The following is a 20,455-nucleotide window of genomic DNA, read 5'->3' as shown; positions in this document are numbered from 1 at the left end:
ACTCATGAAGAAAACTAAACTTTTATTAGTATCTCCACTTCCTCCTCCATATGGTGGTATTGCTCGTTGGACTGAGCAAATATTATCTTATTTAAATGCAAAAGATATTGTTGAATATATACACTTGGATATCGCTGTAAGGTGGCGTTCTGTGCATGGCGGTATTTTTTCAAGAATATTTGGTGGAATAATACAGTTATTTTCTAATTATATAAAATTTATTTTCAATTTGATTAAAGGATATAATGTTGTTCATTTAACCTCATCTGGAAGTTTTGGGCTAGTTAGAGATTTATTGTTCTCTATTACTAGCAGAGTTTTTTTTGTAAAGTTTATAATTCATATTCGTTTTGGGCGAATACCTGATATTTATAATAATAAGAATTTTGAATATTATTTGCTTAATATTATTTTTTTGTTTTCTAATAGGATTATTTGTATCGATAAAGCTACTTATAATTTTTTGTATAATTATTCGGCTAGCATTTCAAAAAAAATAGATTTGATTCCAAATTGTATTGATTATGATTTTTCTTCAGATTTGAATAATAATTTGTCAAAAAAAAATGTAATTAGTTTTGTTGGGTGGATAAAAAAAGAAAAAGGTGTAGAGGAACTAGTTGATGCTTTTTTAAGTATTAAACCTGAAGGATGGATACTTAAGCTTATAGGTCCTATTGACCAAAAATTTTATAATATACTGCAAGGAAAATATTCTATAGCGGATAATCCTAATATTATATTTGTTGGTAACTTAAATAATGAACAAGTTTTATCGGAAATTCGTGATTCTAGAGTATTTGTTCTGCCTAGTTATACTGAAGGTTTTCCTAATGTAGTATTAGAGGCCATGGCTACTAAGAACGCAATTATAGCTACTAAAGTAGGCGCCATCCCCGAAATGTTACAAGATCACGCAGGTATTTTAGTGGATGTTGCTAACCAAAAGAGTCTTGAAATAGCGCTCAAATCTTTATTAAATGCACCATCCTTACAATATTCATTAAGCCAAAATGCATTTGATCGATGCAAAAATACTTACTCTATAGAAATTATTGTTAATCAATATTTAAATATTTGGAAATCACAGGAGAACAAGTAGTGTTTGCAAATAAAGTTTTACTTATTACAGGTGGTACAGGATCTTTTGGTAACGCTGTTTTAAACCGTTTTTTAGAAACAGATATTAAAGAAATCCGTATTTTTAGTCGCGATGAAAAAAAGCAAGATGATATGCGTAAGAAGTACCATTCATCAAAACTAAAATTTTATATCGGTGATGTACGTGATTATAACAGTATTTTAAATGCCACTCGTGGTGTTGACTATATTTACCATGCAGCGGCTTTAAAGCAAGTTCCATCTTGTGAATTCCATCCAATGGAAGCAGTAAAGACGAATGTAATCGGTACGGAAAATGTACTTGAAGCTGCAATTCAAAACCATGTTAAACGTGTAGTGTGCTTAAGCACAGATAAAGCTGTTTATCCAATTAATGCCATGGGTATTTCTAAGGCTATGATGGAAAAAGTTATGGTTGCAAAATCACGTAACTTAGAAGGCCTAGATACGGTTATTTGTGGTACTCGTTATGGTAACGTAATGGCATCACGTGGTTCAGTAATTCCTTTATTTGTTGATCAAATCCGTCAGGGGAAACCTCTCACCATCACTGACCCTAATATGACCCGGTTCATGATGACTTTGGAAGATGCAGTAGATTTGGTTCTATATGCTTTTGAACACGGTGAAAATGGAGATATTTTTGTACAGAAAGCTCCCGCAGCAACAATCGCAGTCTTAGCCGAAGCACTAAAAGAATTATTGAATGTTAAAGATCATCCGATTGGTATTATGGGGACTCGCCATGGCGAGAAAGCTTTCGAAGCGTTATTAAGCCGTGAAGAAATGGTACATGCTTTTGACCAAGGTGATTATTTCCGTGTTCCAGCAGATCAACGTGATTTGAACTATGAAAAATACGTGGAAGATGGTGATTTAAAAATTACTGAGTTTGAAGATTACAACTCACATAATACTACCCGCTTAGATGTAGAGGGCATGAAACAATTACTGCTTAAACTTGATTTTGTTCGCGCATTAACAAGAGGCGAATACATTTCACCAGAGGCGTAAGCATGAAAGTTTTAGTTACCGGTTCTAATGGTTTTATTGCAAAAAACTTTATTCAGTTTTTATCAGAGAAACCTGACGTTGAGATTTTAAAAGCTCATCGTGAAACAACAGATCAAGAGTTAGAGCAATCAGTTCTAGCTTCAGACTGGATTGTACATTTAGCAGGTGTAAATCGCCCTTTAAATGAAAGTGAATTTGCCGAAGGTAATACCACTTTAACAGAAAAGATCTGTCAAATTTTGCAACAAGCGAATAAGAAAACCCCAGTTATCTTATCATCTTCTATTCAGGTCGAACGTGATAATCCTTATGGTAAAAGCAAGTTAGGCGGAGAGCAGGCACTTATAGGTTTAAACCAAACTCAAGGTAATCCTATCTATATTTGTCGTTTAGCCAACGTTTTTGGTAAATGGTCACGTCCGAATTATAACTCTGCTGTTGCAACTTTTTGCCATAATGTTGCAAATGATTTGCCCCTACAAATCCATGATGAAAATGCGATCATTCGTCTTGTTTATGTCGACGATGTTGTTGAAACATTCTGGAATATTCTGAATGGGCAACAAGTTGAACAATTTTTCCAAGTTGAACCAGAATATCAAATTACCGTAGGTAATTTAGCTAAAGTTTTAAATGGTTTTAAAGCATCACGAGATACGCTTATTACAGATAGCGTAGGAACAGGTCTTACTCGTGCACTTTATTCAACTTACTTGAGCTTCTTAAAGCCAGAGCAATTTGATTATAGTGTTCCAAAATATGGTGATGCCCGCGGCGTATTTGTTGAAATGCTGAAGACACCAGATGCAGGGCAGTTTTCTTACTTTACCGCTCATCCTGGTATCACCCGTGGTGGACATTATCACCATACAAAAACTGAGAAGTTCCTTGTTATTAAAGGTAAGGCACTATTTAAGTTTAAGCATGTTGTAACAGGTGAGTTTTATGAGCTTGAAACGCATGGTGATGAACCACGAATTGTAGAAACTGTACCTGGCTGGACACATGATATTACTAACATCGGTGAAGATGAGATGGTAGTAATGCTATGGGCAAATGAGATTTTTGATCGTAATAAGCCAGATACTTATGCGATGCAAATAACAAATTAAGAGTATAGATTTGTGAAAAAGTTAAAATTAATGACAGTAGTGGGCACACGTCCAGAAATTATTCGTTTATCTCGTGTAATGGCTGCGTGTGATGAATATTTTGATCATATTATTGTTCATACAGGTCAAAATTATGACTATGAATTGAATGAAATTTTCTTTACGGATCTAGGTATCCGTAAACCTGATCATTTCTTAAATGCAGCTGGTGCGACAGGTGCAGAAACGATTGGTAATGTAATTATTGCAGTTGATAAGATTTTAGATGAAGTTCAACCTGAAGCTTTACTTGTTTTAGGTGACACTAACAGCTGTATGGCAGTACTACCAGCAAAACGTCGTAAAATTCCAACTTTCCATATGGAAGCTGGAAACCGTTGTTTTGATATGCGAGTTCCTGAAGAAATTAACCGCCGAATTGTCGATCATACGGCTGATATAAATTTAACTTACAGTACGATTGCCCGCGATTATTTATTAGCAGAAGGTTTACCAGCTGACTTAGTAATTAAAACGGGTAGCCCAATGTTTGAGGTACTTCATCATTACAAAGCAAAAATAGAAGCTTCTGATGTACTTGAACGTTTAAATTTAAAAGAGCATGAATATTTTATTGTGAGTGCTCACCGTGAAGAAAATATTAATTCAGATCAGAATTTCTTAGATTTGGTTGAAATGTTAAATGCAGTTGCAGAGCAATATCAGTACCCTGTGATTGTATCAACACATCCGCGTACGCGTAAACGTATTGAAGAGTTAAATGTTGAGTTTCATCCTTTAATTCAATTATTAAAACCACTGGGTTTTAGCGACTACAACAAGTTACAGCTTTCAGCAAAAGCCGCATTGTCTGATAGTGGAACGATTAATGAAGAATCATCAATCTTGAATTTCCCTGCACTTAACTTACGTCAAGCGCATGAGCGTCCAGAAGGAATGGAAGAAGCTGCTGTAATGATGGTAGGTTTAAAAGCGGAACGCATTTTACAAGGTTTGGCGATTTTAGAAGGACAGTCTCGAGGCGAAAATCGTCTTTTACGTTTAGTTGAAGACTACAGTATGCCAAACGTAAGTGAAAAAGTTGTGCGTATCATTATGAGTTACACAGATTATGTAAATCGAGTGATTTGGAAAAAGTATTAAGAAATGAAAATTCTTCTTTTAACGCAGTGGTTTGATCCAGAACCTACCTTTAAAGGTTTAGCATTTGCAAAGGAATTGCAACGCCAAGGGCATGAAGTTGAGGTCCTCACAGGTTTTCCTAATTACCCTGGAGGAAAAATTTATGATGGTTATAAATTGAAGTTATATCAGCGTGAGCAAATTGATGGAATTTCTATTTTACGTGTTGCGTTATATCCCAATCATGATAGCTCTGCGTTAAAGAGAATTTTTAATTATATTAGTTTTGCTTTTATGGCAATTCTATTTGGTATTTTTGCGACTAAAAAAACTGACGTTATTTATGCTTACCATCCGCCTTTGACCGTTGGAATAGCAGCTGTTTTTATTAAATTTTTTAGAAGAACCCCGATAGTATATGATATTCAAGATATGTGGCCCGACACTTTAAAAGCAACGGGTATGTTAAATAATCAAAAGCTTTTAAATATTATTGGAAGTGTTTGTCAATTAGTTTACAAGTTCGTTGATCATATAGTTGTACTATGTCCAGGTTTTAAAAAAATATTAATAGAAAGAGCTGTTCCAGAAAGTAAGATAAGTGTCATTTATAATTGGTGCGATGAGGAAAGTTTGACTAAAACACAACCTTTAAAACTAGAATATCAGCAATTAATGGAAGATAAGTTTAATGTTGTATTTGCAGGAAATATAGGCAAAGCTCAAGCTTTAGATAAGATTCTTGATGTTGCCAAAGATATAGAGGAAATGAGAGCGATTCAATTTGTTTTTGTAGGCGGCGGTACTGAAACAGAACGACTTAAATTACGCTTAAATAATGAGAATATTAATAATGTCATTTTTATTCCTCGCATGCCAATGTCTGAGGTTGGTGGGGTATTAAACTGTGCTAGTTTACTACTGGTTCATTTGAAGAAAGATCCGTTATTTGAAATAACAGTACCTTCAAAAACTCAAGCATATATGGCTATAGGAAAGCCATTATTAATGGCGGTAGCAGGGGATGCAGCAGATATTGTTAAGCTAGCAGAATGTGGGCGTTTGGCTGTATCTGAAGATAAAGATAGTATAAGAGCTGCTATATTAGATATATATAAATTGAGTGCACTGGAGCAGCAGCAGCTAGGATTGAATGCACGTAATTTTTACAATGAAAAATTATCTCTAGAAATTGGCGTTCAACAGTTTATTGAAATTTTTAAAAGAGTGAGAAATGTTTAAACGTTTATTGGATATTGTTATTGCTTCTATTGCTCTTATTTTACTCTCGCCTTTGTATTTCTATGTTGCATATAAGGTGAAAAAAAACTTAGGTTCGCCCGTATTGTTTCGGCAAGTTCGCCCAGGTTTATATGGGAAGCCGTTTGAAATGATTAAGTTTAGAACCATGAAAGATGCAACAGATGCACATGGCAATCCTTTACCAGATAATGAGCGCCTAACGCCATTTGGTAAAATGCTTCGTTCTACCAGTCTTGATGAAATGCCTGAGCTTTGGAACGTGATTAAAGGTGATATGAGTATTGTAGGTCCAAGACCCCTACTGATGGAGTATTTGCCACTTTATAGTAAAGAACAGGCGAAGCGTCATGATGTACGTCCAGGAATGACTGGTCATGCTCAGGTTAACGGACGTAATGCAATTGGCTGGGAAGAAAAGTTTAAACTTGATACGTGGTATGTTGAGAACAGATCGCTTTGGTTGGACTTTAAAATAATGCTACAAACCGTTAAGAAAGTAATCGCTAAAGATGATATTAATGAAGCTGGTGAAGCGACAATGAGTAAATTCACAGGTTCAGAAGAGAAGGAAATTGAAAAAAAATGACAATGATTATTGGTGTTTATGGTGCTAGCGGTTTTGGTAAAGAGGTGATGCCTTTAGTGCGTCAGCAGTTCCCAACATTAAGTAAAGAACAATTCGTTTTTATTGATGATGGTCAAGCTGGAGCGACTTTAAATGGATATCCAGTACTATCCTATCTCGACTTTATTAGTAAACCAACTGAACATAAAGCTGTAACAATCGCCATAGCAAATAGTGTTGTTCGTGAGAAGTTAGTTAGCCTTTTAGAAAAAGATCATATACAGCATGTAGCGGTTCAGGCTACAAACACGGTTATTCTTGATGAGGTTGAGATAGGTGAGGGAAGCTTACTTTGTCCATTTACTTGCTTAACTTCTAATATAAAAATTGGAAAGTTTTTCCACGCTAATATTTATAGTTATGTGGCTCATGACTGTGTAATTGGAGATTATGTTACATTCGCGCCTGGCGCTAAATGTAACGGTAATATTCATATTGAAGATCATGCCTACATTGGTACTGGCGCAGTCATTAAACAAGGTACACCAGAAAAACCTTTAGTAATTGGTAAAGGTGCTGTTGTTGGTATGGGCGCTGTAGTAACTAAAAGTGTACCAGCTGGTGTAACAGTTGTAGGCAACCCTGCCAGAATTTTGGAAAGAAAGTAAGAAGTATTTTTATTAGGAAATCAAAATGTTAAACACTGCATTTGAACCATGGCCAAGTTTTACTACAGAAGAAGCTGACGCAGTCAAAAATGTATTACTATCAAATAAAGTAAATTATTGGACCGGTCAAGAATGTAGAATTTTTGAAAAAGAATTTGCCGAGTTTTCTGGTACAAAATATGCGGTCGCTTTGGCAAATGGAACCGTAGCCCTTGATGTTGCATTAAAAGCTTTAGATATTGGTGCGGGTGATGATGTTATTGTGACATCTCGTACTTTTCTTGCTTCAGCGAGTTCCATTGTAACTGCGGGCGCTAATCCTGTTTTTGCCGATGTAGAATTAGATTCTCAGAATATTTCACGACGTACGATTGAAGCTGTCATTACACCAAATACGAAAGCGATTATTTGTGTACATTTAGCTGGTTGGATGTGCGATATGGATCCGATTATGCAACTTGCTGCTGAGCGTGGTATCTATGTTATTGAAGATTGCGCACAGGCTCATGGTGCAAAATATAAAGGTAAAGCTGCAGGATCAATCGGTCATATTTCTGCTTGGTCTTTTTGCCAAGATAAAATTATGACAACTGGTGGTGAGGGCGGTATGGTCACCACAAATGATGAAGCACTTTGGAAAAAAATGTGGTCATATAAAGACCATGGGAAAAGCTACGATAGTATTTATAATAAACAACATCCTCCAGGTTTCCGCTGGTTGCATGACTCATTTGGTACTAACTGGCGCATGATGGAAATGCAAGCTGTTATTGGTCGAATTCAGTTAACACGTATGACTGAATGGACAAAAAAACGTACTGAAAATGCTGGAAAGATTTTAAAAGCGTTTGAAAACTCTCCTTATTTTAATGTTCATGTCCCTTCTGATGACTATGTACATGCATATTATAAATGTTATGTACAAGTGAATTTAGAGATGTTACCAGAAGGTTGGACACGTGATCGTATAATGCAAGAAATTAATGCCCAAGATGTGCCTTGTTTTAGTGGTTCTTGTTCTGAAGTTTATTTAGAGCATGCTTTTGATGGTACTCCATGGCGTCCAGAAAAACGTTTGGAAAATGCACAGCAATTAGGTGACACAAGCTTGATGTTCTTGGTGCATCCGACTTTAAGCCAAGATAGTATAGAAAAGACAATTAGTGCAATTAATGCAGTTAGTAGAGCTATACAATCATAAAAATGTGAAGCTATTCACATAGCTTTCTTTTGAATTATGATCTGATTTAAAGTTATGTAACCGCTGCGTAAATTTTATTTCTAGTTATATGAGAAATGAGTATAAATACCGCACGGTTACTAGAACGATTAGAAGAGTATTGTGAAAAAGATTATTTATCAGTTTGCGTCTGCCCCAAGACTTGCTAAACAATGTTTTTTGGTTCTTGTAGACCTTTTTGCATTTCCTGTTATTTTGTGGCTATGTTACGCCATTCGACTGTTTGATTTAGGCGCTGAAGTTATCCCAGGCATTAACTATGGAGTAGCGATCGTTACTATCGTTGCTATTTTAAGTTTAATGCTAACAGGAGTATATCGCTTTATTGTACGTACTTTTAATGAAGCCTTTATTGCAAAATTAGCGCTTGCTGTTGCCCTGATGGTGGTTGTTTTATATAGCCTAAATGCATTCTCGGCAGCTTTTGTTCCGACTTCAATTCCATTAATGTTTGGTTTCTTAATGTTTAGTTGGGTTTGGTGTAGCCGTGCATTTATTCGTTTTATTGTAAAGGCTACATTACTCACAGGGGAAGAGAGAAAGCGTATCGCAATTTATGGGGCAGGTGATGCTGGTCAGCAAATTGCAGCTGTGCTTTATCGTTCTGGTAACCATTTACCTGTTTTCTTCATCGATGATAATAGCTCTTTGCAAGACCATATGGTTGGCGGTTTAAAAGTACTCTCTTTAGAAAAAGCCTTACAACGGTTTGAAAAGTATAAAACTGATGAAATTTTATTAGCATTACCTTCAGTAGGTCGCGTACGTAAAAGTGAAATTATCCAACAGCTAGAACCTGCACATCTTAAAATTACTGAACTTCCTGGCCTTACTCAACTTGTTGATGGCGAGCTAAAAGTTGCAGATATTCGTGAAGTCGACATTATTGATTTGCTGGGACGTGACCCAGTACCCCCTGTAGACCATTTACTTGCAAAAAATATTAATAATAAAATCGTGATGGTAACAGGTGCCGGTGGTTCAATTGGCTCCGAGTTGTGTCGACAAATTATTAAAAATCAGCCTAAAATATTGATTATTTATGAAATTACTGAATTTGCTCTTTACAGTATTGATAGAGAATTACGTCTAACCGCTCAATGTGAAATTGTTCCAATTTTAGGTACTGTTCAGGATCAACAAAAATTAGAGCGTATTATTGAGCAATACAGTGTACAAACTGTTTATCATGCCGCTGCTTATAAACATGTACCTTTAGTAGAATGTAATCCAATTGCAGGATTAAAGAACAATGCAATTGGAACAGCGAATAGTTTAAATGCAGCTGTGAAAAAGGGTGTGGAGACGTTCGTTCTCATCTCGACTGATAAAGCAGTACGTCCAACCAATGTTATGGGCGCCTCAAAACGCATGGCTGAACTTTATTGTCAGGCGATGGCTGAAGCTCAAAAGCAAACTCAAATTAGTATTGTACGTTTTGGTAATGTATTAGGTTCTTCGGGTTCTGTAGTGCCGTTATTTAAACATCAGATCGCAAAAGGTGGTCCGATTACTGTGACTCACCCTGACGTAACGCGCTACTTCATGACTATTCCTGAAGCATCTCAGTTGGTTATTCAAGCTGGAGCTCTAGGTAGAGGTGGAGATGTCTTTTTACTTGATATGGGTGAGCCTGTTCGTATTCAGGATTTAGCTCGACAAATGATTTCTTTAAGTGGCTTAACTGTTCGTGAAAAAGACTCAGTTCAAGGGGATATTGAAATTCGCTATAGCGGATTACGCCCAGGAGAAAAACTTTACGAAGAATTATTAATTGATCAAGAAAATACTGAATATACCGAGCATAGTAGAATTCTTCGATCATTTGAAAAGTTCTACCCACTCACTGAAATTCAAGAAGTTTTTGATCGAGTTAATAATATGACTGCTGTTCAAAAAGATATTGATTGGGCTCTTTGTCAACTCGAACACTATGTTGATGGTTATAAACGTAGTAAAGATATTATGGTTAATTAGAGAGTGAATGTGTGATTAAAAAGGCAGTTTTACCTGTAGCTGGATTAGGTACACGTTTTTTACCAGCAAGTAAATCAATTCCCAAAGAAATGGTTACAGTGGTTGATCGTCCTGCAATTGAATATGTAGTGCGTGAAGCTGTAGAGGCTGGAATTGAGCAAATTATTTTGGTAACTCATTCATCTAAGGCATCAATTGAAAATTATTTTGATCGAAACTTTGAACTTGAAACGACTCTAGAGCAAAAGAAAAAGTTTGATTTACTTGAAGAAATTACGCAGATTATTCCATCTCATGTAAGTGTGGTAAGTGTAAGACAACCCCAACCTTTGGGTTTGGGGCATGCTGTTTTATGTGCAAAAAGTATTATTGGAAAAGATGATTTTGCTGTGTTGTTGCCAGATGTATTGGTTCAAGATAACTCAGGAAAAAACGATTTATCGCGTATGATTTCACGCTATGAATCGAGTCAAGCTGCTCAAATCATGGTTGAGGCAGTACCAGACCATCTTGTAGATCAATATGGAATTGTTGATGTAAAGCAGAGCCCAAATGAGGGTGAAAGTATTGCTATGCAGGGAATTATCGAAAAACCTGCTATAGGTTCTGCACCTTCTAATTTATCTGTGGTGGGTCGTTATATTTTACCTGCTAAGATTATGCAGCTTTTGGAAAATACTCCGAAAGGCGCGGGCAATGAAATTCAGTTAACTGATGCTATTGCGATGCTTCAAGAAACTGATACCGTTGAAGCCTATCGAATGCAAGGTCAAACTTTTGACTGTGGCAGTAAGCTCGGTTATTTGAAAGCTGTACTACACTATGGGGTTGCACACCCTAAGTTAGGATTGGAATTTAAACAGCTGATTCAAGAACTTAAATTATAAAGTTTTGTAGTTCTGCTTAAGTATTTGTAAAAACTACTGAAGATAGTAGCTGGGCAGTATATTCTCTTCCTGTAACGGGAAGAGAAATCTATAAAATACGAAAAAATCAGGTGTGCAATGAAAATCGCAGTATTTGGAACAACGTTACATGCCGGTGTGATGGCAGCGTTATTAGCTGAATATGGTAATCAAATTTACTGGTGTACAAGTGTCACCTGTGAAGAAAATATTTCTGTACTTTCGTATCAAGATCAAGACGTAAATAATTATTTAAATAAGCAGCGAAAAGCGGGTTTTTTAAAAGAGAGCCCTTTTTCGGAGATTCCTTCAGATATTGAAGTTTATTTATTCTGTTTTAGTCCAACACAAATTGAACTTGCATTAAAAACAGTTGAGAAGTTGAGCGAACGACCTATTGTTCATCCGCGATTAATGATTAATGGCTCTACTTTTGGTTTGCATGGTACAGAGAAATTAAAACAGCATTTACCAAAAGATGAGTGGGTTTATTTTCCTGATGTGATTCAGGAAGGTAATGCTATCAACAGTGTATTGAATGTAAAACATGTCATTGTTGGTGTTGAATCTAGGGATGCAAGTGAAACCATGCAAGAGTTATTGCGCCCTTTTTTCCAATTTAGTTATCAATATTTATTTATGCCGATTTTAGATGCTGAGTTCACCAAACTGAGTATTTCAGGCATGTTGGCTACCCGCATTAGTTATATGAATGACTTGGCTATGGTGGCTGAAAAATTGGGTATTGATATTGCGAATGTAAAGCATGGTATCGCTGCTGACACACGTATTGGCGCTGCATATTTATCGCCGGGTGTAGGATTTGGCGGTGAGAACTTTTCGCATGATATTTTAACACTTTCGAGTACTGTGTCTGAAACTGGAACAAAAAGTCGCCTTTTGGAACAGGTTTGGGCGATTAATGAGCAGCAGAAAGAAATTTTATTTCGTAAGTTATGGAATTATTATCACTGTAGCCTAAATGGTAAAACAGTTGCGATTTGGGGTGCTTCTTTCAAAGAAAATACTTCGAATATACATAACTCACCGATTCATATTTTATTAGCCGCATTATGGGCACAGGGGGTAATAGTACGTCTGCATGACCCTCAAGCTTTAGATGAAATAGCTGCAACTTATGGGCATCGTGAAGATTTAATTTTATGCACGGACCAATATGAGGCGGTAAGAGATGCTCATGCGCTATGTTTAGTCACGGCATGGAAGCAATATTGGAGCCCTGACTTTAAGCAACTACAACAGTTAATGAAGCATCCTTTAATTTTAGATGGACGTAATATTTATGATCCTGCGTATGTAAAGGCGAAAGGTTTTGCTTATGAAGGAGTAGGGCGCTTATGAGTAAATCAATTGAGCAATTTCCAAAGGAATTAGCCTCACCTTTAGCTCATCTTCAAACTCTAGGTGAAAAAAACTCAAAATTACATATAAAAGAGTTATTTGCTTTAGAGTCAGATCGTTTTCAAAATTATTCTGTAAAATTTGATCAATTATTTTTTGATTATAGTAAGCACCGCTTAACCAAAGATATTTTGGGACAATTAGTAGCTCTTGCAAATACTAAAAATTTAACCGAATGGATTAATCGCCTTTTTTCACAGAATAAAATTAATTGTACTGAGAAACGTGAAGCAATGCACTGGGCATTGCGTTTACCTGTTGACTATCCGAAGTTTCCAGATTTAACAGAACAAGTTCATAGCCAGTTACAACGCATGTATACCTTAGTGGAAAAAATCCATGCAGGGCAATATCGGGGTTCAACTGGTGAGGTGATTCAAGATGTTGTTAATATTGGGGTGGGTGGTTCTGATTTAGGACCACAAATGGTCACGCATGCTTTATCTGATTTTAAGGTAAAAACGGCTAAACCTTTGAATATTCACTTTGTGTCTACGATGGATGGTAGTCAGTTATCTGAGTTACTCCACCAACTTCGTCCTGAAACAACTTTGTTTATTATTTCATCTAAATCTTTTGGTACGATTGATACCTTATCAAATGCACAAACAGTTCGTCAGTGGCTTGAAAAGGCATTAGGAACACATGCTCGTGTATTAAAAAGTCACTTTATTGGTGTATCTACAAAATCTGACAAAATGTCAGAATGGGGAATCGCGCCTGAAAACCAGTTACTACTGTGGGACTGGGTAGGTGGGCGTTATTCTTTATGGTCTTGTATCGGTTTACCTATTGCTTTGACGATTGGTGTGGAAGGCTTCCAGCAACTTTTAGCAGGTGCTCATGCCGTCGATGAGCATTTTCAAAATACGAGTTTTGATCAAAATATCCCAGTTTTGATGGCATTATTAGGAATCTGGAATAATAACTTTTTAAATATTCAGACCCATGCAGTATTACCCTATGATGGGAGATTAAAGTATTTTGCAGCTTATCTGCAACAACTAGAAATGGAATCTAATGGGAAGTCAGTACAGCGTAATGGGTTAAAAGTTGAGCTTGATACTTGCCCTATTATATGGGGCGAAGTTGGACCTAATGCACAGCATGCTTTTTATCAGTTGTTACATCAAGGTTCTCAAGCAGTAAGCTGTGATTTTATTGCGCCAATTCAACGTTATAATTCAGATCATTTTACTTATGTTGAAAATGCAGAAGCTCTCGTTGAACAACATCATCTTGCACTTTCAAACTGTTTAGCACAATCAAGATTATTGGCCTTTGGTAATGAAGCTCTAGACCCAGCTGAATTAGAGAATTTACCAATTTATAAGCAATATGAAGGCAATCAACCAAGTTCTACATTATTATTAGATGAGCTAAACCCGTATAATCTAGGAATGCTGATCGCTTTATATGAACATAAAGTATTTGTTCAGTCTGTGATTTGGAACATTAACCCATTTGATCAATGGGGTGTTGAAAAAGGTAAACAGATTGCTGATCAGTTACTTCCGATTTTAAATGGTATTCAAAGTGATTTTTCAACACTTGATGCCTCGACTCGGGGGTTAATTAAAATATTGTTAGGAAAGGTAGATGGCTAAAATTCTAGTCACTGGAGGGGCCGGTTATATAGGTTCCCATACTTGTATTGAGTTATTAGATGCAGGATATGAAGTCATTGTTTTTGATAATCTTTCGAATAGCTCAGAAGAATCTTTAAATAGAGTTCAAGATATCACTCAAAAAAGTTTAACCTTTGTGCATGGTGATATCCGTAATGCGGATGAACTTGATCGTGTTTTCGAAAATCATTCAATTGATGCTGTTATTCACTTCGCAGGTTTAAAAGCGGTAGGTGAAAGCCAAGAAAAACCGCTCATTTATTTTGATAATAATATCGCGGGTAGCATTCAACTGGTTAAATCGATGGTAAAAGCTAAGGTTTATACACTAGTGTTTAGCTCTTCCGCTGCTGTATACGATGAAAGCAATATATCGCCTTTAAACGAACAAATGCCAACAGGTATGCCGAGTAATAACTATGGTTACACTAAGTTGATTGTTGAACAATTATTGCAAAAGTTGTCGGCATCTAATCCAGAGTGGTCAATCGCACTACTTCGTTATTTTAATCCAGTAGGTGCACATAAGAGTGGACGTATTGGTGAAGATCCACAAGGTATTCCAAATAATTTAATGCCTTATGTGACTCAAGTTGCTGTTGGTCGCCGTGAGAAATTATCTATTTATGGTAATGACTATGACACGGTAGATGGTACTGGTGTGCGTGACTATATTCATGTGGTTGACTTAGCGAATGCACATTTGTGTGCTTTAAATAACCGTTTACAATCGAAAGGTTGCCGAGCATGGAATATCGGTACAGGCAATGGTTCATCTGTTTTGCAAGTTAAAGACACATTTGAACAAGTTAATGGCATACCTGTAGCTTTTGAATTTGTAGCACGTCGAGCTGGCGATGTTGCAACATCTTTTGCAGACAATAGCCGTGCAGTTGCTGAGTTAGGTTGGCAGCCTCAATATGGCTTAAAAGATATGCTTGCTGATAGCTGGAATTGGCAGAAGCAGAATCCTAATGGATATAATTAAATAGCAATAAAAAAGGAGCTTATAGCTCCTTTTTTGTTATGAATTAGTTCTGAATCAACCCAGTCAGCTCATCTACATAATGCTGCATTGGTTGGGCTTGGCGATCCGCACGGCTTTCAATGTTGAGACGTAATAACGGTTCAGTATTTGAAGCACGTACATTAAAGCGCCATGCACCAAAGTCTAGACTTACACCATCGGTACGGTCAATTTCTGGGTTTTGCTCGGCATAAAAATCGAAAATCTTTTGAATGGTGATTTGTGTATCAGCCACTTTAAAGTTGATTTCACCACTACAAGGAAACTTGGTAATCATATTTTCAACGAGTGTTGAAAGTGATTGTCCTGTTTCAGAAAGTAGGGCAACGGTGAGTAACCATGGAATCATCCCGCTGTCGCAGTAAGCAAAGTCACGGAAATAGTGATGGGCACTCATTTCACCACCATATACGGCATTGTGTTCACGCATCACATCTTTAATGAATGCATGACCAGATTTTGACTGTACAGCGACACCTTTGTACTCATCCACGATATCAAATGTGTTCCACACTAAACGCGGGTCATGCACAATTTTTTCGCCTGACTGTTTAATCAAGAAAGCTTGAGCCAATAGACCAACAATATAGTAGCCTTCAATGAACTGTCCCTTTTCATCAAATAAGAAACAGCGGTCAAAGTCGCCGTCCCAAGCAATTCCCATATCTGCTTTATGCTCAATTACAGCATTTCGAGTACTGTCACGGTTTTCAATTAAAATTGGGTTAGGAATTCCATTTGGGAAAGTACCATCTGCTTCATGGTGAATTTTAATAAATTCAATTGGTACGTTAAGCACTTTAAATTTTTCTTCAATGGCATCAATCACATGACCCGCAGCCCCATTACCAGCATTTACCACTAACTTAAGTGGGTGGATTTTTGCAGGTTCAATATAAGTTAATAAGTGATCAACGAACTCAGACAAAATGTTATAGCTTTGAGTTGTACCTTTTTGACTAACTTCTTCAAAGTTATTGGTTTCTGCTAAAGCCTGAATTTCTTTTAAACCAGTATCTGCACTAATTGGACGAGCATTTTCTCGAACCAATTTCATGCCGTTATAGTCCATTGGGTTATGGCTCGCAGTAACTTCGATACCACCTTGCACATCTAAATGGAAAGCGGCGAAGTAAACTTCTTCAGTACCCGTCATGCCTAAATCAAGAACATTGACACTCGCATCATTTAATCCACGGATGGTCGCTTGTTTTAAAGCCTCACTGCTTAGACGAATATCACAACCTACAACCACAGTCTTTGGTTTATAGATTTGTCCGTAAGCGCGGCCAATTTTATAGGCAATTTCTTCATTCAATTCGGTGCCGAGTTTGCCTCGGATATCATAAGCTTTAAAACACGTTAAAGTAGTCATTATTCAATTCAATACATGTGGTTTGAGTTGTGTGCACATTATACATAGATCATGAAACAGGTATGTTTATAGTTTTTATATTCAAATTTTTCACTTCATTTCGGTAGTTCATATCTAAATTTATAAGAAAGATTTTTACGACTTTAGTCTAATAAATAAATTTATAAATTAGAAATAGCTTGATTTTATTCAACCATATTGGTCATACCAATTTTAATGGTTATTTAATGATTGATCTTGCTAATGTCTGTGTTTATGATGTTTCCTGTGGTTTAAGGAACAACATTTGCACTTAATTTTTAATTGGTAATACCAATTGTGTTAGATGTTTAAGAATTTAAGGTACAAAAATTCGCCCCGGCATTTCAAGGAGATGACAATGCTCAATATGTGGCAACAACTTTATGACCCTTTAAATAATATTTGGCTGTCCAGTGCGGTTGCATTAATCCCGATTATTTTCTTCTTTTTGGCATTAGCAGTTTTTCGTTTAAAAGGCAGTATCGCGGGTACGGGCACAGTCATTATTGCATTATTGATTGCTCTCTTTTTCTATCAAATGCCGGGTCAAATGGCCTTTGCGTCTATTATTTACGGTTTCTTCTATGGTCTATGGCCAATTTCATGGATCATTATTGGGGCAGTTTTTCTATACAAGATTTCGGTAAAAACAGGTCAGTTTGAAGTTATTCGCTCAAGCATTTTGTCAATTACCGAAGACCAACGTCTGCAAATGTTACTCGTTGGTTTTGCATTTGGTACTTTCCTTGAAGGAGCAGCGGGTTTTGGTGCTCCTGTCGCAATTACGGCTGCACTCCTTGTAGGTTTAGGCTTTAAGCCACTTTATGCTGCTGGTTTATGCTTGATTGTAAATACCGCGCCAGTGGCATTTGGTGCGATGGGTATTCCAATTATTGTGGCGGGGCAGGTGTCAGGCGTAGACACCATGGAAATTAGCCAGATGGTGGGTCGTCAGTTGCCATTTTTAACGCTGATCGTGTTGTTCTGGATCATGGCGATTATGGATGGCTGGCGTGGTGTTAAAGAAACTTGGCCTGCTGTATTAGTGGGTGGTGGCGCTTTTGCGATTGCCCAATATCTTACATCTAACTTTATTGGCCCTGAATTACCAGATATTACCGCTGCAATTGCTTCATTGGTCAGCCTGACTGTGTTGTTCCGTTTCTGGAAACCAAAACATATTTTCCGCTTTGAACCTGAAGCTGGCCAAACTCTAATTCAGCAACCTACAACGGTTCAACGTTACAGTATTGGGAAAATTGCTAAGGCATGGTCTCCATTTGCCATCTTAACAGTCATGGTGACCATCTGGAGTGTTAAGCCGTTTAAAGCATTATTTGCAAAAGATGGTGCTCTTGAACACTGGATTTTCAAACTTGAAGTTCCGTATTTGCATAAATTGGTCGAAAAAATGCCGCCAATTGTGGCAGAGATGAAGCCATATGAAGCGATTTATAAGTTTGACTGGTTCTCTGCAACAGGTACGGCAATTTTTATTGCTGCAATTATCACTGCTATTTTCTTGAAAATGAAAGCAAGTGAGGCAGTAACGACTTTTGGTGAAACACTCAATGAGTTGAAAACACCGATTTACTCGATTGGTATGGTGTTGGCGTTTGCTTTTATTGCGAACTATTCAGGTTTATCTGCAACTTTAGCTTTAGCTCTATCGCATACGGGTCATGCGTTTACTTTCTTCTCGCCATTTTTGGGCTGGCTTGGTGTATTCCTTACAGGTTCAGATACCTCTTCAAATGCTTTGTTCTCGGCTCTACAGGCGACTACGGCTCAGCAAATTGGTATTCCAGAAGTGTTATTGGTGGCTGCTAATACCAGTGGTGGCGTGACAGGTAAGATGATTTCTCCGCAGTCGATTGCGATTGCGTGTGCCGCAGTAGGTTTAGTTGGAAAAGAATCTGACTTGTTCCGTTTCACGGTAAAACATAGCATCATATTCACTGTCTTTGTTGGCATCATTATTACGGTTCAGGCTTATCTGGTTCCGTGGATGATTCCATAACTCCAGTGAAGGAAACGCGATGAGAATCTCCGATCAAGTGGTCATGAAATTGCAGGCATTAATTGAAGAACGTCACATGAAAAAAGGTGACCGTTTGCCTGCCGAACGCCAGCTTGCAACAAGTTTAGGGGTTTCTCGTCCATCTTTGCGTGAAGCGATTCAGCAGCTTAATAGTCAAGGTGTGCTCAGTAGCCGCCGTGGCGATGGGACTTATATTCAGCAGTTGCCTGAACAGTGGCCACAGCAACTGATTGTGAACCCGATTAGCAACCTGATTGAAGAAGATCCACTCTACCGTTTTGATGTGCAAGAGGCACGGTTATTACTTGAAGGTGGCACGGCATGGTATGCCGCATTACGCTCAACGCCTGAAGATCGCGCCAAAATTCATCATTATTTTAATGAAATTAGTCGCCATCAAAATGCAGGTGACTCGGCGCAGGCTGCAGTAGCCGATGCTGAATTCCACTTAGCGATTGCTGAAGCATCTCACAATGTGGTGCTGATTCAAATGATGCGCAGCTTGTTTGATTTGCTGCAATACAACGTCTTGTTAGGGCGTAAAAAAGTTTATAACGACCCCGTAAATGGTGACTTGCTGAGCGAGCAGCATTTTCAGGTGATGGATGCTATTGATCGTAAAGATCCCGAGGCCGCACGCCAAGCTGTCTGCGGTCATATTGAATTTGTGATTAATCATGTGCGTTCTCTGGATGAAGACGAAGCTCGCCAGAAACGTGCAAACCGTTTAAATAGAGTTGATTCAAAATGATTATTTCTTCTGGCAATGATTATCGTGCTGCGGCACAACGTCGCTTACCCCCATTTTTATTTCATTACATTGATGGTGGAGCGTATTCGGAATATACCTTAAAGCGTAACGTACAAGATTTGTCAGAAATTGCTTTGCGTCAACGTGTGCTCAATGACATGTCAGCGTTAAGTTTAGAGACAAAACTATTTAATGAAACATTGTCGATGCCAGTTGCTTTGGCGCCTGTCGGTTTAACGGGTATGTATGCACGCCGAGGTGAAGTGCAGGCCGCGATGGCAGCCGATAAAAAAGGTATTCCATTTACGCTTTCAACGGTTTCTGTCTGTCCGATTGAAGAAGTTGCACCTGCAATTAACCGTCCGATGTGGTTCCAGCTTTATGTATTACGTGACCGTGGTTTTATGCGTAATGCTTTGGAACGAGCAAAAGCAGCTGGCTGTTCAACACTTGTGTTTACTGTAGATATGCCTGTGCCAGGTGCACGTTACCGTGATGCCCATTCGGGGATGAGTGGACCAAATGCTGCAATGCGTCGTTATATGCAGTCTATGTTCCATCCACATTGGTCGTGGAATGTCGGCTTAATGGGGCGTCCGCATGACTTGGGCAATATCTCTAAATATTTAGGTAAACCAACTGGGCTTGAAGATTATATTGGCTGGTTAGGCTCGAACTTCGACCCATCCATTTCATGGAAAGACCTTGAGTGGATTCGTGAGTTTTGGGATGGCCCAATGGTAATTAAGGGTATTTTAGACCCTGAAGATGCCAAAGATGCTGTACGTTTTGGTGCAGATGGTATTGTGGTGTCGAATCACGGTGGTCGTCAGTTAGATGGCGTGATGTCGTCTGCTCGTGCATTACCTGCAATTGCCGATGCAGTGAAAGGTGATTTAGCGATTTTGGCTGACTCAGGCATTCGTAATGGCCTAGATGTGGTGCGTATGTTGGCGCTCGGTGCCGATACGGTTTTACTTGGCCGTGCATTTGTGTATGCCTTGGCAGCAGCTGGTGGGCAAGGGGTCTCGAACTTGCTTGATTTAATTGATAAAGAAATGCGTGTTGCGATGACACTTACGGGTGCTAAGTCGATTTCGGATATTAATGCGGATTGTTTAGTACAGGCGATGAAGCTCTAACATTTTCGTATTAACTTTGATGATATTGGCACGACGGAGTCTTATCGGGAAAAGTTCAAT

Annotated in this window: 17 protein-coding genes; 16 read left to right on the top strand and 1 reads right to left on the bottom strand. The window is 37.9% G+C overall.

All coding sequences use genetic code 11. The annotated features are described in order from the left end of the window. The first annotated feature begins 4 nt into the window (after positions 1-4). From QLG01_RS07290 to galE, 13 genes are all read left to right on the top strand, one after another. Complete coding sequence (locus tag QLG01_RS07290) at positions 5-1,102, top strand: glycosyltransferase family 4 protein (RefSeq protein ID WP_282496136.1); 1,098 nt, start codon at positions 5-7, stop codon at positions 1,100-1,102. Next, positions 1,102-2,136 (top strand): polysaccharide biosynthesis protein, encoded by a 1,035-nt coding sequence (locus tag QLG01_RS07285; RefSeq protein WP_282496135.1) that lies wholly within the window; start codon positions 1,102-1,104, stop codon positions 2,134-2,136. Before QLG01_RS07290 ends, QLG01_RS07285 begins: the two co-directional genes overlap by 1 nt. A gap of 2 nt (positions 2,137-2,138) precedes the next feature. Beyond that, on the top strand, positions 2,139-3,248 hold the full coding sequence (locus tag QLG01_RS07280) for an NAD-dependent epimerase/dehydratase family protein (RefSeq protein ID WP_282496134.1): 1,110 nt from the start codon (positions 2,139-2,141) through the stop codon (positions 3,246-3,248). Between the two features lie 12 nt (positions 3,249-3,260). Next, positions 3,261-4,391 (top strand): UDP-N-acetylglucosamine 2-epimerase (non-hydrolyzing), encoded by a 1,131-nt coding sequence (gene wecB / locus QLG01_RS07275; RefSeq protein WP_282496133.1) that lies wholly within the window; start codon positions 3,261-3,263, stop codon positions 4,389-4,391. A gap of 3 nt (positions 4,392-4,394) precedes the next feature. Then, positions 4,395-5,612, top strand: coding sequence for a glycosyltransferase family 4 protein (locus QLG01_RS07270; RefSeq protein WP_206219200.1), 1,218 nt, complete (start codon positions 4,395-4,397; stop codon positions 5,610-5,612). Beyond that, the gene (locus QLG01_RS07265) at positions 5,605-6,219 is read left to right on the top strand and encodes a sugar transferase (protein WP_282496132.1); all 615 of its coding nucleotides are present in this window, start codon (positions 5,605-5,607) and stop codon (positions 6,217-6,219) included. The genes QLG01_RS07270 and QLG01_RS07265 overlap by 8 nt, the downstream gene beginning before the upstream one ends. Further along, positions 6,216-6,866, top strand: coding sequence for an acetyltransferase (locus QLG01_RS07260; protein WP_282496131.1), 651 nt, complete (start codon positions 6,216-6,218; stop codon positions 6,864-6,866). Before QLG01_RS07265 ends, QLG01_RS07260 begins: the two co-directional genes overlap by 4 nt. Before the next feature lie 25 nt (positions 6,867-6,891). Further along, on the top strand, positions 6,892-8,067 hold the full coding sequence (locus QLG01_RS07255) for a DegT/DnrJ/EryC1/StrS aminotransferase family protein (RefSeq protein ID WP_282496130.1): 1,176 nt from the start codon (positions 6,892-6,894) through the stop codon (positions 8,065-8,067). A 141-nt stretch (positions 8,068-8,208) separates the two neighbouring features. Beyond that, positions 8,209-10,083, top strand: a complete 1,875-nt coding sequence (locus tag QLG01_RS07250; protein ID WP_282496129.1) for a nucleoside-diphosphate sugar epimerase/dehydratase — start codon at positions 8,209-8,211, stop codon at positions 10,081-10,083. A gap of 11 nt (positions 10,084-10,094) precedes the next feature. After that, a complete protein-coding gene (gene galU, locus QLG01_RS07245) occupies positions 10,095-10,970 on the top strand; it encodes a UTP--glucose-1-phosphate uridylyltransferase GalU (protein ID WP_282496128.1) in 876 nt (291 codons plus the stop codon). Positions 10,971-11,087: 117 nt separating this feature from the next. Continuing rightward, a complete protein-coding gene (locus QLG01_RS07240) occupies positions 11,088-12,350 on the top strand; it encodes a nucleotide sugar dehydrogenase (protein ID WP_282496127.1) in 1,263 nt (420 codons plus the stop codon). Further along, positions 12,347-14,017 (top strand): glucose-6-phosphate isomerase, encoded by a 1,671-nt coding sequence (gene pgi / locus QLG01_RS07235; RefSeq protein ID WP_282496126.1) that lies wholly within the window; start codon positions 12,347-12,349, stop codon positions 14,015-14,017. Before QLG01_RS07240 ends, pgi begins: the two co-directional genes overlap by 4 nt. Next, positions 14,010-15,026: a UDP-glucose 4-epimerase GalE gene (galE, locus tag QLG01_RS07230; RefSeq protein WP_282496125.1), complete on the top strand. Its 1,017-nt coding sequence runs from the start codon at positions 14,010-14,012 to the stop codon at positions 15,024-15,026. The genes pgi and galE overlap by 8 nt, the downstream gene beginning before the upstream one ends. 43 nt (positions 15,027-15,069) lie before the next feature. Here galE and QLG01_RS07225 read toward each other — a convergent pair whose 3' ends face one another. After that, complete coding sequence (locus tag QLG01_RS07225; protein ID WP_282496124.1) at positions 15,070-16,440, bottom strand: phosphomannomutase CpsG; 1,371 nt, start codon at positions 16,438-16,440, stop codon at positions 15,070-15,072. A gap of 373 nt (positions 16,441-16,813) precedes the next feature. Here QLG01_RS07225 and lldP point away from each other — a divergent pair, with 373 nt between their 5' ends. From lldP to lldD, 3 genes are read left to right on the top strand one after another with little or no spacing between them, the layout of a single operon-like run. Continuing rightward, positions 16,814-18,481, top strand: a complete 1,668-nt coding sequence (gene lldP / locus QLG01_RS07220) for an L-lactate permease (protein ID WP_171056861.1) — start codon at positions 16,814-16,816, stop codon at positions 18,479-18,481. Positions 18,482-18,500: 19 nt separating this feature from the next. Next, positions 18,501-19,253, top strand: coding sequence for a transcriptional regulator LldR (gene lldR, locus QLG01_RS07215; RefSeq protein ID WP_002120807.1), 753 nt, complete (start codon positions 18,501-18,503; stop codon positions 19,251-19,253). Next, positions 19,250-20,395 (top strand): FMN-dependent L-lactate dehydrogenase LldD, encoded by a 1,146-nt coding sequence (gene lldD / locus QLG01_RS07210; RefSeq protein ID WP_002050500.1) that lies wholly within the window; start codon positions 19,250-19,252, stop codon positions 20,393-20,395. The genes lldR and lldD overlap by 4 nt, the downstream gene beginning before the upstream one ends. The last annotated feature ends 60 nt before the right edge of the window (positions 20,396-20,455 follow it).

It is taken from the genome of Acinetobacter sp. V89_4 (genome assembly GCF_029967875.1).
GTDB classification, from domain to species: Bacteria; Pseudomonadota; Gammaproteobacteria; order Pseudomonadales; family Moraxellaceae; genus Acinetobacter; species Acinetobacter oleivorans.
The sequence above is the reverse complement of the archived record's forward strand: the minus strand, read 5'-3'. Positions and strand labels throughout refer to the sequence as shown.